The sequence below is a fragment of the Mesorhizobium sp. W067 genome (genome assembly GCF_054719525.1).
In genome coordinates this window covers 3,751,558-3,764,365 of the sequence record NZ_JBTTII010000001.1, presented here as the reverse complement: position 1 = coordinate 3,764,365, position 12,808 = coordinate 3,751,558, and the positions used below count along the sequence as shown (strand labels likewise).

Sequence of the window (12,808 nt, the reverse complement as noted above, 5' to 3'; positions counted from 1 at the left end):
CCCAGGAGGAAACATGGTCTACGCAACATCGGACGGATCGGCGGGCAAGCGGCTGCGGGTCGGCATGGTCGGCGGCGGCCGCAACGCTTTCATCGGCGCGGTGCATCGGCTCGCCATGCGCCTCGACGACCAGATCGTGCTGGTCGCCGGCGCGCTGTCGTCGGACCCGGAAAACGCCGCCGCATCGGCCGCCGAGATCGGCATCGCGCCGGATCGCAGCTATGCCGACTATCGCGAGATGGCGCGAACCGAAGCAGCGCGGCCGGACGGCATCGAGGCGGTGGTCATCGTCACGCCCAACCATCTGCACGCGCCGATCGCCACGGCCTTTCTCGAGGCCGGCATCGACGTCATCTGCGACAAGCCGCTGTCGACGACGCTGGATGAGGCCGAGGCGCTGGTGGCGCTGGCGCGGGAGAAAAAGCGTCGCTTCGTCGTCACGCTCAACAACACCGGCTACGCCATGGTCCGCCAGGCGCGTGAGATGGTGGCGGCGGGCGCGCTTGGCCGCATAGTGTCCGTGCATGGCGCCTACATCCAGGACTGGCTGACGAAGCCGATCGACGCCGAGGGCCAGAAGCAGGCGGAGTGGCGCACAGATCCGGCGCGCGCTGGGCAGTCGGCGGTGCTGGCCGATATCGGCGTGCATGCCTTCAACCTGGCAACCTATATCTCCGGCTGCGAGGCTGAAGCCGTGTCGGCGGATCTGTTCACCGCCGTGCCGGGACGGCGGCTCGACGACAATGCGCATGTGCTGGTGCGCTGGACCGGCGCGGCGCGCGGCACGATCCTGGCCAGCCAGACGTCGCCCGGCCACTACAACGATCTCTCCGTGCGCATCTATGGCGACAAAGCCGGCCTAGAATGGTCGGGCAGCCGGCCGGAGGAACTGCGCTTTTCCGTCTATGGCGAGGAAACCCGCACGCTGGTGCGCGGGGGCCATGGCTCGACGGCGGAGGCCCAGCGCGTGTCGCGCATGCCGGCGGCACATCCGGAAGGCTATATCGAGGCCTTCGCCAATTTCTACCGCGACGCCGCTGATATTATTCGTGCGCATAGGTCAGGTGGGGCGGTCGATGCAGCAAGGGCCGCGCAGGTGCCGGATGTTGTGGATGGTGCGCGCGGGGTGAAGTTTGCCGCGGCGGCGGTGGAGTCGAATGCAGCGGGTGGGGCTTGGACGGCGGCAAGGTTTGGGTGAGGACGGGAGCTGCCGCGGTTCAGCGGTAGAAGCAATCACCTGGGGGACTGGCGCTGCCCTAAGGGATTGACCTGCCGAAGGCGCTACCGCCGCCGCAGCAGACCTGGCAGCGGCGGGGCGCCAAGTACTCTTCAGTCGCTTTACTGGGCAAAACGCTGCTATGCATGTGTTAATCATGATATGGGTTGTTCATTGTCAGAGCATCGGCCCAGCCGTATTCGGTAACAATGCGCAACTTGTCTCTCTTCCTTGCTGCCAGCCTCGGCTGCCTCGTTCTTTCGGCGGTTTCCTTCGGCGCTCCGCAAGGCCTGCTCGTTACCCTGTTCCCGGACAGCAATGCAGCGAAGGTGGCGCAGTGCAGAAGCCTACTCAAAATCCGTTTCGACACGGGCGAATGGCCGGACAAGGGCGCGGCTGACTACATGCGCTATGACGAGTGCTACTATCTGATCTGTGGCGGAACCAGGCCGAGCGCTTGAAGGCTGGTGCAGCTATCCCTTGATCGCCGAACCGACGATGGAATCGACGAAGAAGCGCTGCAGGAAGACGAACAGGATGAGCGGCGGCAGCACGGCCAGGGTCGCACCGGCCATCACCAGGCCGGTGTTGACGGCGCCCCTGTTGTAGCTGAGCAGACGGCTCAGGCTGATGACGATCGGATAGGCGTCGGCATTGCCCTGCAGCACGGTCAGCGGCCACAGATAGCTGTTCCAGTGATAGACGAAGGCGAAGAGGGCCAGAGCCGCGATTGCGGGGGCGACGCTCGGCGCGACGATCTTGTAGAGGATCAAGAACTCCGAGGCGCCGTCCATGCGCGCGGCGTCGATGAGCTCGTCGGGAACGCCGGAGATGAACTGGCGCATCAGGAAGATGCCGAAAGCGTTGGCGAGATTGGGCACGATGATGCCGGCGAGGCTGGCGTTGAGGCCGATCGAGCCGACCAGGCGATAGAGCGGGATCAGCGTCACGATCGGCGGCAGGAACATGGTGGCGATCAGCACAGAAAACAGCAGCGACTTGGCGGGGAATTGGTATTTGGCGAAGGCGTAGCCGGCCATCATGCTGGTCAGCAGAATGCCGGCGGTGGTGATCGAGGCGATGACCAGGGAATTCCACATCGAGCGGCCGACATTGACCACGCCCGACACCTTCTCATAGGCGTCGAAGCTCGGCGTAAGGGGGATCCACACCGGCGGCACCTGCATGCTCTCGGCCGGCGTCTTGAGGCTCGACAGCACCATCCATACCAGCGGGAAGGCCGAGGCGACGGCGACCAGCAGCATCAGCGTCGCCAGCAGCGCCTTGCGGCCCGACGGGCGCCGGCGCGACAGCCGGCTCGACGATCCCGCGCTCATTCGTCGTTCTTCCGGTTGGCGAAGGCAAACAGCGCGCAGACGACGACAATCAGCGAAAGCATCAGCATCACCGCCATGGCCGAACCCAGTCCACCCTGCGCACGCTCGATGCCGACGCGGCGGATGTGGTAGGTCAGCACATTGGTCGAGCCGACCGGCCCGCCCTGCGTGATCAGGGCAACCGGCTCGAACACCTGCACGGCGTTAATGATGGCGATGACGGCGCTGAACAGAAGCGTGCGCCGTATCAGCGGCAGGGTGATGAAGCGGAACTGCTCGAAACGGTTGGCGCCGTCGAGCTTTGCTGCTTCATACAGGCTGCCGGGGATTTGCGTCAGTCCGGCGATCGCCAGCACGGTGAAATAGCCGACCTGCTGCCAGACATTGAGGAAGACGATCGAGATCAGCGCCGAGCGCGGCGACGACAGGAAAGGCTGCGGGCCGATGCCGATAAGGCCGAGCATCTGGTTGAGAGGGCCTTCGCTCGGCGAATAGAGTTTCGACCACACCAGCGCGACAGCGATCATCGGCACCATGTAGGTGGCAAACAGCACCGTGCGCAGCGCCGTGCCGCCGGCGACGTCGCGCTGGTAAACCATCAGGCCGAAGGCCACCGACAGAGGCAGGATGAGGACGACGGAGAGCGCGGTGTAGACGGCTGTGTTGGCGAGCGCGGCCTTGAAATCGCGGCCGACCGAGGAGACCCCAAAAATCTCGCGGAAATTGTCGACGCCGACGAAGCCGGCGCTGGAAAACGGTGTCTGCGTCGACCAGTCCTGGAACGACAGCCAGACGGTGAGCAGCATTGGCAACAGGACGAAGATGCCGATCAGCGTCACGGCGGGCGCCAGCATGATGCCCGCCGAGGCACGGTACCTCTGAATCATTATTTGGCGGCGCGCTCCAGGATCGAAATGGCGTCGGCCTGCGCCGTCGCCTGCGCATCCTTGGCCGAGACCTGGCCATACTGCAACGCCTCGAGCGTCTGCTGCAGCGATTCCGAGAATTCCTGGCCGCCCGGCACCACCGGGAACGGCTTGGCGTCGGTGAGCACGCTGACATAGCCGGAGAGGAATTCCGAGCCGAGCTTGTCCTTGTGCGCCTCGATGTCGGAGAGGCGTGAGGGCAGGATGCCCATCGACATGAGGATATCCGACATCGCGGAAGCGCCGTTCTTGCCGGACTTTGGATTGTTCAGCCAGGCGAGGAAGTCCCACGCCGCCTTCTGCTCGGCGGCACCTGCATTGGCGTTGACCACGGTCATCCAGGAGTAGGAGATCGAATGCGGCTTGTCGCCGCTCGGGCCGACGGGAATCGGCGCCGTTGCAATGTCGGCGAATCTGTCGCCCATGCCGGCCTTCAGCGCGCTCTCCCACCAATTGGCCATGATGATCATGCCGGTCTTGCCGGAGACGAAATTGTCGAGGAAGGGGCCGGTGGTGTTGGCGTCGGCTGTCGCCATCGACGGCACGCTGGCGCCCGACTTGATCAGGTCTTCATAGAGCTGGAAAGTCTCCGCGGCCTGCGGGCTGTCGAGCACCGGCTTGCCGTCCTTGACCAGGTCGCCGCCATTGGAGACCAGCAGCGAGGCGAAGGGGTGGACGACGCCGGCCGCCCAGGAGTTGATCATGCCGAAGCCTTGCTGTCCCGCATCCTGGTTGGTCAGCTTCTTGGCCGCATCCTTGAACTCGTCCCAGGTCTTGGGTGGCGCCGCGATGCCGGCCTGCTTGAGCAGCGCCTTGTTGTAGTTCAGCGCATAGACGTCGATTTCGTTGGGGATGCCGTAGAGCGTGCCGCCGACCGAGGCGGCGCTGGTGATGCCCGCCGGCCATGCGGCCTTGACCTCGCTGGCCACCGCATCGGGGGCGGGCGCGACCAGCTTGTCGCGCGCCAGTTCCGGCAACCAGAGATCGTAGATGCCGCCGATCGTCGGGCCGTCCGCGCCGCCGCCTTGCGAGCGCAGCGTGGTCAGGAGGTCGCCGAAGGGGACGGCGCGCACGGTGACGCTGACATCCGGATTGGTCTTGGCATAATCCTTGGCCGCCGCTTCCAGCAGCGCGACCGTCTCCGGCGACCAGTGGGTGAGATAGGAGATGTTGACCGATTGCGCCCAGCCGGTGGTGGGCAGGATGGCGAGGCCTGCGGCCAGTGCCAGTTTCGACGTCCAGGCAAACGACATTCCTCATCCTCCTATCGGTTCACAATGACGTTATGACAAGTTAGCGCGGCGACGCAAGGGCTTGCTGGCGAAAAAGTCTCACATGGCACGGTCACAGATTTCTTTGCGGCGCTGGAATGTGGATATTTATCGTTAGATAACAAACGGATGCGGGTACTGCAATGTCGTGAGGGGGCCAACGCCGCCATTCCTGAGGCGCAGCAGACCTCTTGCGAATGCCGCTATGTCATTATAATGACTTTTCCCGAGCCAATGACTCTCTCACGGCAGGAAATGCCGCGGGACGCCAAGGACAGAGAACAATGGGAGACTGGCAATGAGCATGCTTTCACTTGACCGGCGCGCAGCACTTGGCCTGATCGGCGGCCTTGCCGCCGCCTGCGCCGGCGTCTTCGCCTCATTGCCGGCGCGAGCCGCCGACAGCACGGTGACGCTGTGGAGCTGGCGCACCGAGGACGAGGCAGCGATGCGCCGCATCTTCGATGCCTTCGAGGCGAAGAACCCCGGCATCAAGGTCGCCATCCAGTTCACGCCCGATGCCGACTACCAGAACCGGCTGAGCACGGCGCTGCGCGGCGGGCGCGGGCCCGACATCGCCCAGCTCAAGGCCTATGGCGAATTGCAGCCCTTCGTCGAGGCCGGCTATCTCGACGCGCTGGACGACAGCGTGCCGGAGCTGAAGAACATGGAGGACGCGGCGCTTGGCGGCGCGCGCGGCCGCAGCGACGGCAAGCTCTATGGCGTGCCCTATTCGGTGCCGATGATGGGCGTCTTCTACAACCAGGATATCTTCGCCGCCCAGGGCATCGAGATACCGAAGACCTACAAGGATTTCACCGCTGTCTGCGAGAAGCTGAAGGCGGCCGGCATCACGCCGATCGCCACCGGCGGCGCCAACGGCTCGGCCTGGGAACTGGAGATCGCCGTCGGCGTCGTCGGCCCGACCGTCTATGGTCCTGAATTCTACGACGAGATGATGAGCGGCAAGGCGACCTTCGAGGATCCGCGCTATGTCGCGGCGCTGAAGCGCTTCGCCGAGCTGAAGCCGTATTTCCCCGACGGCTTCGCCGGCATCGACTACACCACCGCCACGCAGCAGTTCATCGGCGGCAAGGCGGCGATGTTCCTCGGCGGTTCGTTCGAGAACGGCAGCTTCAAGGCGCAGAACCCGAAGCTGAAATTCTCGATCTTCCCGTTCCCCGCCGACGATGCCGGGGCAAAACTCTACACCTCGGCCTTCTCCGACGGCTCCTATGGCCTGGTCTCCGAGAGCCAGAACAAGGAAGCCGCGACCAAGGTGCTGGGCTTCATGGCTTCGGCAGAGTTCGCGCAGATGTTCGCCGACGAGCTCGGCTGGCCGCCGGCCCGCACGGATGTGACGGTGAAGGATCCAGTGCTGGCCTCGATGATGGAGATGGCGAAGAATTCGACGCCCTATCTGACGCTGGTCGGCTTCCGCTGGCAGTCGCCGACGGCGTCTTCGGTGCTGCAGTCGGAGATCATCGACATGGTCGAAGGCAACATCGCGCCGGAGAAGCTGGCGGCCGACATGCAGGCCGCAGTCGCCACCTGGTTCAAGCCGAAGCAGTAGGCGCGGCCCGTCGCAAAGCGGCCGGCCTCTCACGGACCAGAAAAGCGCATGAGCACCCTTCGCCGCACCAGCAGCCTTCGCCGCACGCAGCAGCGCATGGCCGTGCTGTTCATCCTGCCGGCGCTGGCGGTCTATGCGCTGTTCGTCCTCTATCCCCTGGGGATGTCGCTCTGGGGCAGCTTCTTCGTCTGGAAGGGGCTGCGCATGGTCGAGTTCGCCGGCCTGTCGAATTTCTCAAGGCTGTTCGTTTTCCCCAGCGGCGCGCGGATCTACGGCGCGCTGTGGCACAACACCGCCTGGTTCTTCGGCATCATGGTCTTCCAAAATGGCCTCGGCCTGTTGTTCGCCTGGCTGCTGTTCCTGCGCGACAAGGGTGCGGCCTTCTTCCAGTCGGTGTTCTTCTTTCCGGCGGTGCTGAGCCCGGTCATCATTGGCGCGCTGTGGCGGTTGCTTTTGGCACCGGGTGGCGTCGTCGAATGGGCGCTGAACGGGCTCGGCCTGCACCAGGGCAGCCTGACTGTGCTCGGCAACAGCCACACCGCGCTCGCCATGCTGATCGCCGTCGATGCCTGGAACTGGATGGGCCTGCCGGTGCTGATCTACACGGCAGGTCTGCGGCAGATTTCCGGCCAGATTTTCGAGGCGGCAAAACTTGACGGCGCCGGCAATGCGCGCATGCTGTTCTCGATCGCGCTGCCGCTGCTGATGCCGGCGCTGGGCACGCTGACGACGCTGTCGTTCATCAACACCTTCAACCAGTTCGACATCGTCTATGTCATGCAGGGCGTGCAGGGCAATCCGAGCTATTCGACCGACACGCTGGTGACGTACTTCTACCGGCTGGCCTTCGGCGCGGAAGGTGCTGTCGGCATCACCGATATCGGTCTGGCTTCGGCGCTCGGCACCGTGCTGTTTTTGATCCTCAGCATCGGCACGCTCATGATGCTGCGCTTCTTCGACCGCCGCACGGTGCAGCTATGAGCGCGCTGGCGATTTCGCAAAGACCGGCCATCTCTCGGCAGCTGGCGCGGCTGCCCGGCTGGACGGTGCTGGTCGTTTGGACGGCGGCCGTGCTGTTGCCCCTCTACATCCTCATCGTCTCCTGTTTCAAGACCACGGCCGAGATCTACGACAACAGGCTCGGCCTGCCGCAAAGCTTTGCCTTCGACAATTTCATCAACGCCTGGACGCGCGCCGATCTCGGCCAGAATTTCATCAACAGCCTGATCGTCACGGGCGGCGCCGTCATACTCACCATCGTCGTCTCGGCGATGGCCGCCTATCCGCTCAGCCGCTACAAGCTTGGCTGGAATGCCATCATGCTCGGCCTGTTCCTGTCCGGCATCATGCTGCCCATCCGGTTGGCCTCGGTCGAACTGTTCACGCTGATGCGCAATCTCGGCCTGCTGGATTCGCTGACCGGGCTGATCCTGGTCTATTCGGCGATCCGCATTCCCTTCGCCGTCTTCATCTTCGCCAATTTCATGCGCGTCTTGCCCTCCGAGTTGGACGAGGCGGCGCGCATGGACGGCGCCGGCGAGGTGCGCATCCTGTTCCAGATCATCCTGCCGATGGTCAAGCCGGCGGTGTCGATCGTGGCAATCTTCACCGCGATCGCGGTGTGGAACGATTTCTTCTTCCCGCTGATCTTCATCTTCGACGACCGCTACAAGACGGTGCCGCTGGCGATCAGCGTCTTCGTCGGCCAGTTCCGCACCGACTGGGGTCTGGTGTTCGCCTCGCTGGCGATATCCATGGCGCCCATCCTGATCATGTATTGTCTGCTGGCGCGCCAGATTCGCGAAGGCGTCGGTACCGGAGGGGGCACGAAATGATCGAAGACAGGATTTATGCGGCGAAATCGATCCTGGTGGTCGGCGCGCACGCCTTCGATGCCGAGGTGATGGCCGGGCCGCTGGCGGCCGCTGCCGTCAAGCGCGGCGCCACGGTGACCTTCCTGCATCTGACCATGGGTGAGCAGGGCCATCCGTACCTGGTTCCCGCGCATTATTGCGTGCAGAAGGAAGAGGAAGCGGGCAGCGCGGCGGAGCGGCTAGGCGTCGCCATGCGTAGCTTTGGCCTGCGCGACGGCTTCCTGCCCACAGACGATCAGACGGCGCTCGAAGTGGGCGACATCATTCGCGAGCTGAAACCCGAGATCGTCATCACCCATTGGCACGGCAGTTGGCACAAGGACCATCGCGCCGCAGCGCATTTGACGAAGACCGGTATCTTCTTCGCCGGACTGCCGACCGTTGCCAGCGACCATCCGGCGCACACGCCGCAACTGCTGCTGTTCGGCGAGAACTGGGAGGACGATGACGGCTTCCGGCCCGAGCATCTCGTCGATGTCAGCGACGGGTTCGAGGCCTGGCGCGACGCGGTCATGGAGTATGAGCTGGCGCGCGGCCTGAGCAGCTTCCCCTATGTCGACTATTACAGTTCGCTCTACCGGCTGCGCGGCTGCCTGCGTGGCACGCGCCATGCGCAGGCCTTCGCGGCGGCGTCGCATTCGTGGAATGCCGGCAGCGGCCTGTTCTCGCTCCCCTTCGGCAAAGGGTCCGGTCGATGAGGCGGGTACTCGCCATCGATCTCGGCGGCACCAATCTGCGCGCCGCCGTATCTACGGGCGATGTCGGTGCGTTGGAGGCGCTGGGCAGCGAGCCGGCGCCGGCAACCCTTGGTGCCTTCATTGCGCGCATCGACGCGCTGTGCGCTGAGGCCGGGTCGGTCTCAGCGCTTGGCATCGCGGTGCCGGGTCTGGTCGAGGGCTCAATCTGCCGCTGGATCCCCAACTTGCCGTTCCTCGACGGCGTCGATATCCAGCCGCTGTTTCCCAAACTGCGCGTAGCGCTCGGCAATGACGCGCAGATTGCGCTCCTGGCGGAGGCTGTCGAAGGCAGTGCGAAAAACATGTCGGAAGCGATCCTGCTCGCCATCGGCACCGGCATCGGTTCGGCGGTGCTGGCCAATGGCCGCATCGTTGCCGGCGCGCATGGCGGCGCCTGCTCGTTCGGCTGGGCCTGCGCCGACGTGAGGGATCATGGTGAAGAGCGCAGCGGCTGGCTGGAGCGCGTCGCGTCGGGCCGGGCGCTTGATGCCCTTGCCGGACAGATCGGCCTTGCCGACGGCCGCCAGCTGATCGCCGCTGCCCAGGCCGGCGAACTGGCCGCACTCACCTTGCTTGAACTGCCGGCGCGACAGCTCGGCACCGCGCTTGCAGGCGCTGTCGCGCTGCTCGATCCGCAAGCGGTTCTGATTTCGGGTGGTTTGGCGGAGGCGCTGGATGTGATCCGGCCGCCGCTGCTTGCAGCGCTGCGACGCCAACTGCCGCCGCATCTGCGCGGCATCGACATCAAGCCCGGAAAATTCGGTCCCCGCGCCGGCCTCGTCGGCGCGGCGCTGGCCGGCGCCGTTGGGCAAGGGTGGAGGCATGTGCGATGAGCGAAGCAAGCTTTCAGCAGCCGGACCGCAGACGGCCGGAGCCGCTCTGGTATCAGGTCGAAGAGGCGATCCGCGCCATCGTCAAGAGCGGCGAATGGGCAACGGGCGACCAGATCCCGGCGGAGGACAGGCTGTGCGCCCTGTTCGGCGTCAGCCGCATCACGCTGCGCCACGCCTTGCGCAACCTCGAGGAGGCAGGACTGCTCAGGCGCGAACATGGCCGCGGCACGTTCGTGCGCTCGACCACGCTGGTCGCCGGCACGCGCGAGCTGACCAGCTTCACCCAGGAGATGGGCAATATGGGCGTGGTCGCGGGCTCGCGCCTGCTCGACTGCAGCCTGACCACCGCCAACGCGGCGGCTGCCGGCGCGCTGGAGATCGAGGAAGGCGATCCGGTGGTGCGCATTCGCAGGCTGCGGCTCGGCAACAACGAGCCGATCGGCATTCAGACGGCGCAGCTGTCGGCCGTGCGCGTGCCGGGCTTCCTCGATGCCGGCCTGCTGCAGGGCTCGCTCTACGAGGCGCTGGAGCGCCATTACGGCATCGTGCCGGTGGCGGCGCGGGAAAACTACCGGGTCGGCGCGGTCGGCGCGGCGGACGCCGAACTGCTCGACCTCGCTGTCGGCAGCCCGGCCTTCGTCGTCGAACGCATCACCACCGACGAGCGCGGCCCGTTCGAATTCACCGTCTCGATCATGCGCGGCGACCGCTACGAAATCCGCTCGACGCTGCGCGCCGGACGCGTGCCGCTGAACCCGAGAAGCTGATCCATTCCAGACCGACACAGCAAACAGGAGTACCCACGTGTCCGATCTCTACATCCACCGTCTCGCCGCCCTCATCGACCAGGCTGCGAAAGCCAATGAAGAGGCCTTTGGCCAGGCCGCCAGCCGCTTTGCCGACTCGCTCGAGGGCGGCGGGCTGGTGCATCTCTATGGCTCCGGCCATTCGGTGCTGCCGGTGCAGGAAGTGTTTCCGCGCTATGGCAGCTATGTCGGCTTCAACCCCCTGACCGACCCGCGCGTGATGTGGCACAATGTGCTCGGCGCCGGCGGCGTGCGCGAGCTTTTGTGGCTGGAGCGTACGGAAAGATACGCCGAAAAATTCCTCGACCACCAGCCGCTCAACAAGGGCGATTCGATCATCATCTTCGGCCATAGCGGCCGCAACTCGTCGGGCATCGACACCGCGCTCTACGCCAGGAAGCGCGGCATCTTCGTCGTCGCTGTCACCAGCAAGAACAATCTGGACAAGCCGGCGACGCACTCGTCCGGCAAGCGGCTGGCGGATGCCGCCGACCTCGTCATCGACACCTGTTCGCCGATCGAGGACGCCATCGTGCCGGTCGAGGGCTGGAGCCGGCCGGTGTCGGGCTCATCGACGGTGCTTGCCATGATCCTGGCGCATGAGCTGATCGCGCGCACGGCCGAGCAGCTCGCCAAGCGCGGCATCGAACTGCCGGTCTTCGCCTCGCCGACCATTGCCGGCGTGACGCTGCACGACACCGACGTCATCTACGGCGTCTACCGCGAGCGCATGCTGGAGGCGCAGCAGAAGCACCTGCCGACCTTCCAGGCAACGATGCGCGGAGAGTGAAAAAAGGGAGGCCCGGCACATGCCGGGCCTCCGACGTCTCGTTCCGCAATTCCTATCCTCTCAACGCCGCTTCGGGCGCCCGGCAGGCGATTTGTTGCCGCGCGGGCCGCTCTGAACCGGCGTGTTGCCCTGGTTTTCCTCCGACAGCTTGCGCCAGCGGGCAAGGCGCTCAGGGTCGAGCGTACCCGCCTTCAACGCAGCCTGCACCGCGCAGCCCGGTTCGTGGACATGGGTGCAGTCGCGGAACTTGCACAGCGGTGCGAGCTCGGTGATTTCGGCAAACAGCGTGTCGATGCCGGATGCGACGTCGCTGACATGCAGCGTGCGCATGCCCGGCGTGTCGATTACCCAGCCGCCACCGGCGATGGGGTGCAGCGACCGCGCCGTGGTGGTGTGGCGACCCTTGGCATCGTGCTCGCGAATGCCCGCAGTCTGTTGCGGCGATTGCTGCGCCGCTCCGGCCAGCGTGTTGACCAGCGTCGATTTGCCGACGCCGGAGGAGCCGACCAGCGCCACCGTCTGCCCTGCGCCACACCAGGGAGCAAGCGCCGCTGCGGCATCGGCGACGCGCGGGTTCAGCGTCACTACGGGCAAACCACGCTGAAGGGCGGCAGCCTGGCTTTGGTATCTCTCGGCATCGTCAGCGGTGTCGGCCTTGGTCAGCAGGATCACCGGCGTCGTTCCGGCCTCGTTGGCCAGCGCCAGATAGCGCTCCAGCCGGGCGATGTTGAAATCGGCATTGCAGGACGTCACGATGAACAGCGTGTCGACATTGGCCGCGGCCAGCTGCGGGATCCTGCCGCCCTGGGTACGGCGCTCCAGCACCGTCTTGCGGGTCAGCCGGCGGAGCAGCAGATGTGTATGCTGCTCGACCAGCACCCAGTCGCCGACGGCGTAGTCGCCGGTGTTGGCATTGGCCGGCAGCGTCAGATCCACTGGCCCTGCCCGGGACAGGCCGGCCAGGCGGTCGCGGTGCACCGAGGCGATGCGCGTCGGCACGAGGTCTGCCTCATCGGCTTCAAGCTGGTCGCCGAAGAAATCCGTCCAGCCCAGGCTTGCGAGGGAGGCCGTCACGGCTTTGACCAGGGGGACGGCGTCACAGACATCGGAGAGTATCCTTTGGCAAAATGGGCGCGGACCCTCGGGGCGGTTGTTCAAGCCGTGTATGGGCGGCATGGCGGAATTTGGCAAGCCGAACCGCGCCGATGGCCAGGCCGTTTCGCGCACCGCGTGGAACGCATCGAGGTGGCGGGTCGCTGAACGTCACCAGACACGGAACCCTATCGTGGCACCTATCCGCGTCGCGTGCGTCGAGGGTCGTTCAACATTGAGGAAAATCCTATGCGCTTACGCCTCGTTACTCTCAATGTCTGCAACACGGAAGGGGAGCCGGCGCGCCTGGCGGCCATCAACCGGTAGCTGAGGCGACTCGACCCCGATCTGTC

The 12,808-nt window shown here is 65.2% G+C and carries 13 protein-coding genes; 9 read left to right on the top strand and 4 right to left on the bottom strand.

What is annotated here, in order from left to right; translation table 11 throughout:
• Nucleotides 1–13 precede the first annotated feature (13 nt).
• Both ACYG97_RS18305 and ACYG97_RS18300 read left to right on the top strand, forming a co-directional pair.
• Complete coding sequence (locus ACYG97_RS18305) at nucleotides 14–1,198, top strand: Gfo/Idh/MocA family protein (protein ID WP_023698625.1); 1,185 nt, start codon at nucleotides 14–16, stop codon at nucleotides 1,196–1,198.
• Nucleotides 1,199–1,425: 227 nt separating this feature from the next.
• On the top strand, nucleotides 1,426–1,677 hold the full coding sequence (locus ACYG97_RS18300) for a hypothetical protein (RefSeq protein ID WP_023683121.1): 252 nt from the start codon (nucleotides 1,426–1,428) through the stop codon (nucleotides 1,675–1,677).
• A gap of 12 nt (nucleotides 1,678–1,689) precedes the next feature.
• Here the strand turns inward: ACYG97_RS18300 and ACYG97_RS18295 are convergent, their stop codons facing one another.
• Genes ACYG97_RS18295 through ACYG97_RS18285 form a run of 3 tightly spaced genes read right to left on the bottom strand, consistent with a single transcriptional unit; the run spans nucleotide 1,690 to nucleotide 4,732 of the window.
• Entirely contained in the window at nucleotides 1,690–2,553 is an 864-nt protein-coding gene (locus ACYG97_RS18295) for a carbohydrate ABC transporter permease (RefSeq protein ID WP_023698624.1), read from the bottom strand.
• On the bottom strand, nucleotides 2,550–3,440 hold the full coding sequence (locus tag ACYG97_RS18290; protein WP_023698623.1) for a carbohydrate ABC transporter permease: 891 nt from the start codon (nucleotides 3,438–3,440) through the stop codon (nucleotides 2,550–2,552). The genes ACYG97_RS18295 and ACYG97_RS18290 overlap by 4 nt, the downstream gene beginning before the upstream one ends.
• Complete coding sequence (locus ACYG97_RS18285) at nucleotides 3,440–4,732, bottom strand: ABC transporter substrate-binding protein (RefSeq protein WP_023698622.1); 1,293 nt, start codon at nucleotides 4,730–4,732, stop codon at nucleotides 3,440–3,442. The genes ACYG97_RS18290 and ACYG97_RS18285 overlap by 1 nt, the downstream gene beginning before the upstream one ends.
• 316 nt (nucleotides 4,733–5,048) lie before the next feature.
• Here ACYG97_RS18285 and ACYG97_RS18280 point away from each other — a divergent pair, with 316 nt between their 5' ends.
• From ACYG97_RS18280 to ACYG97_RS18250, 7 genes are read left to right on the top strand one after another with little or no spacing between them, the layout of a single operon-like run.
• On the top strand, nucleotides 5,049–6,323 hold the full coding sequence (locus ACYG97_RS18280; RefSeq protein ID WP_023733561.1) for an extracellular solute-binding protein: 1,275 nt from the start codon (nucleotides 5,049–5,051) through the stop codon (nucleotides 6,321–6,323).
• A 48-nt stretch (nucleotides 6,324–6,371) separates the two neighbouring features.
• Nucleotides 6,372–7,304 (top strand): carbohydrate ABC transporter permease, encoded by a 933-nt coding sequence (locus tag ACYG97_RS18275; protein ID WP_023733560.1) that lies wholly within the window; start codon nucleotides 6,372–6,374, stop codon nucleotides 7,302–7,304.
• Nucleotides 7,301–8,158: a carbohydrate ABC transporter permease gene (locus ACYG97_RS18270; protein ID WP_023733559.1), complete on the top strand. Its 858-nt coding sequence runs from the start codon at nucleotides 7,301–7,303 to the stop codon at nucleotides 8,156–8,158. Before ACYG97_RS18275 ends, ACYG97_RS18270 begins: the two co-directional genes overlap by 4 nt.
• On the top strand, nucleotides 8,155–8,895 hold the full coding sequence (locus ACYG97_RS18265) for a PIG-L deacetylase family protein (RefSeq protein ID WP_023698618.1): 741 nt from the start codon (nucleotides 8,155–8,157) through the stop codon (nucleotides 8,893–8,895). Before ACYG97_RS18270 ends, ACYG97_RS18265 begins: the two co-directional genes overlap by 4 nt.
• Nucleotides 8,892–9,767, top strand: coding sequence for an ROK family protein (locus tag ACYG97_RS18260; protein ID WP_023733558.1), 876 nt, complete (start codon nucleotides 8,892–8,894; stop codon nucleotides 9,765–9,767). Before ACYG97_RS18265 ends, ACYG97_RS18260 begins: the two co-directional genes overlap by 4 nt.
• On the top strand, nucleotides 9,764–10,534 hold the full coding sequence (locus ACYG97_RS18255; protein ID WP_023683130.1) for a GntR family transcriptional regulator: 771 nt from the start codon (nucleotides 9,764–9,766) through the stop codon (nucleotides 10,532–10,534). The genes ACYG97_RS18260 and ACYG97_RS18255 overlap by 4 nt, the downstream gene beginning before the upstream one ends.
• Before the next feature lie 37 nt (nucleotides 10,535–10,571).
• Nucleotides 10,572–11,363 (top strand): sugar isomerase domain-containing protein, encoded by a 792-nt coding sequence (locus ACYG97_RS18250; RefSeq protein ID WP_023686509.1) that lies wholly within the window; start codon nucleotides 10,572–10,574, stop codon nucleotides 11,361–11,363.
• A gap of 60 nt (nucleotides 11,364–11,423) precedes the next feature.
• On the opposite strand, the gene rsgA is transcribed toward ACYG97_RS18250, so the two are convergent.
• A complete protein-coding gene (gene rsgA / locus ACYG97_RS18245; RefSeq protein ID WP_023683132.1) occupies nucleotides 11,424–12,449 on the bottom strand; it encodes a ribosome small subunit-dependent GTPase A in 1,026 nt (341 codons plus the stop codon).
• Nucleotides 12,450–12,808 lie beyond the last annotated feature (359 nt).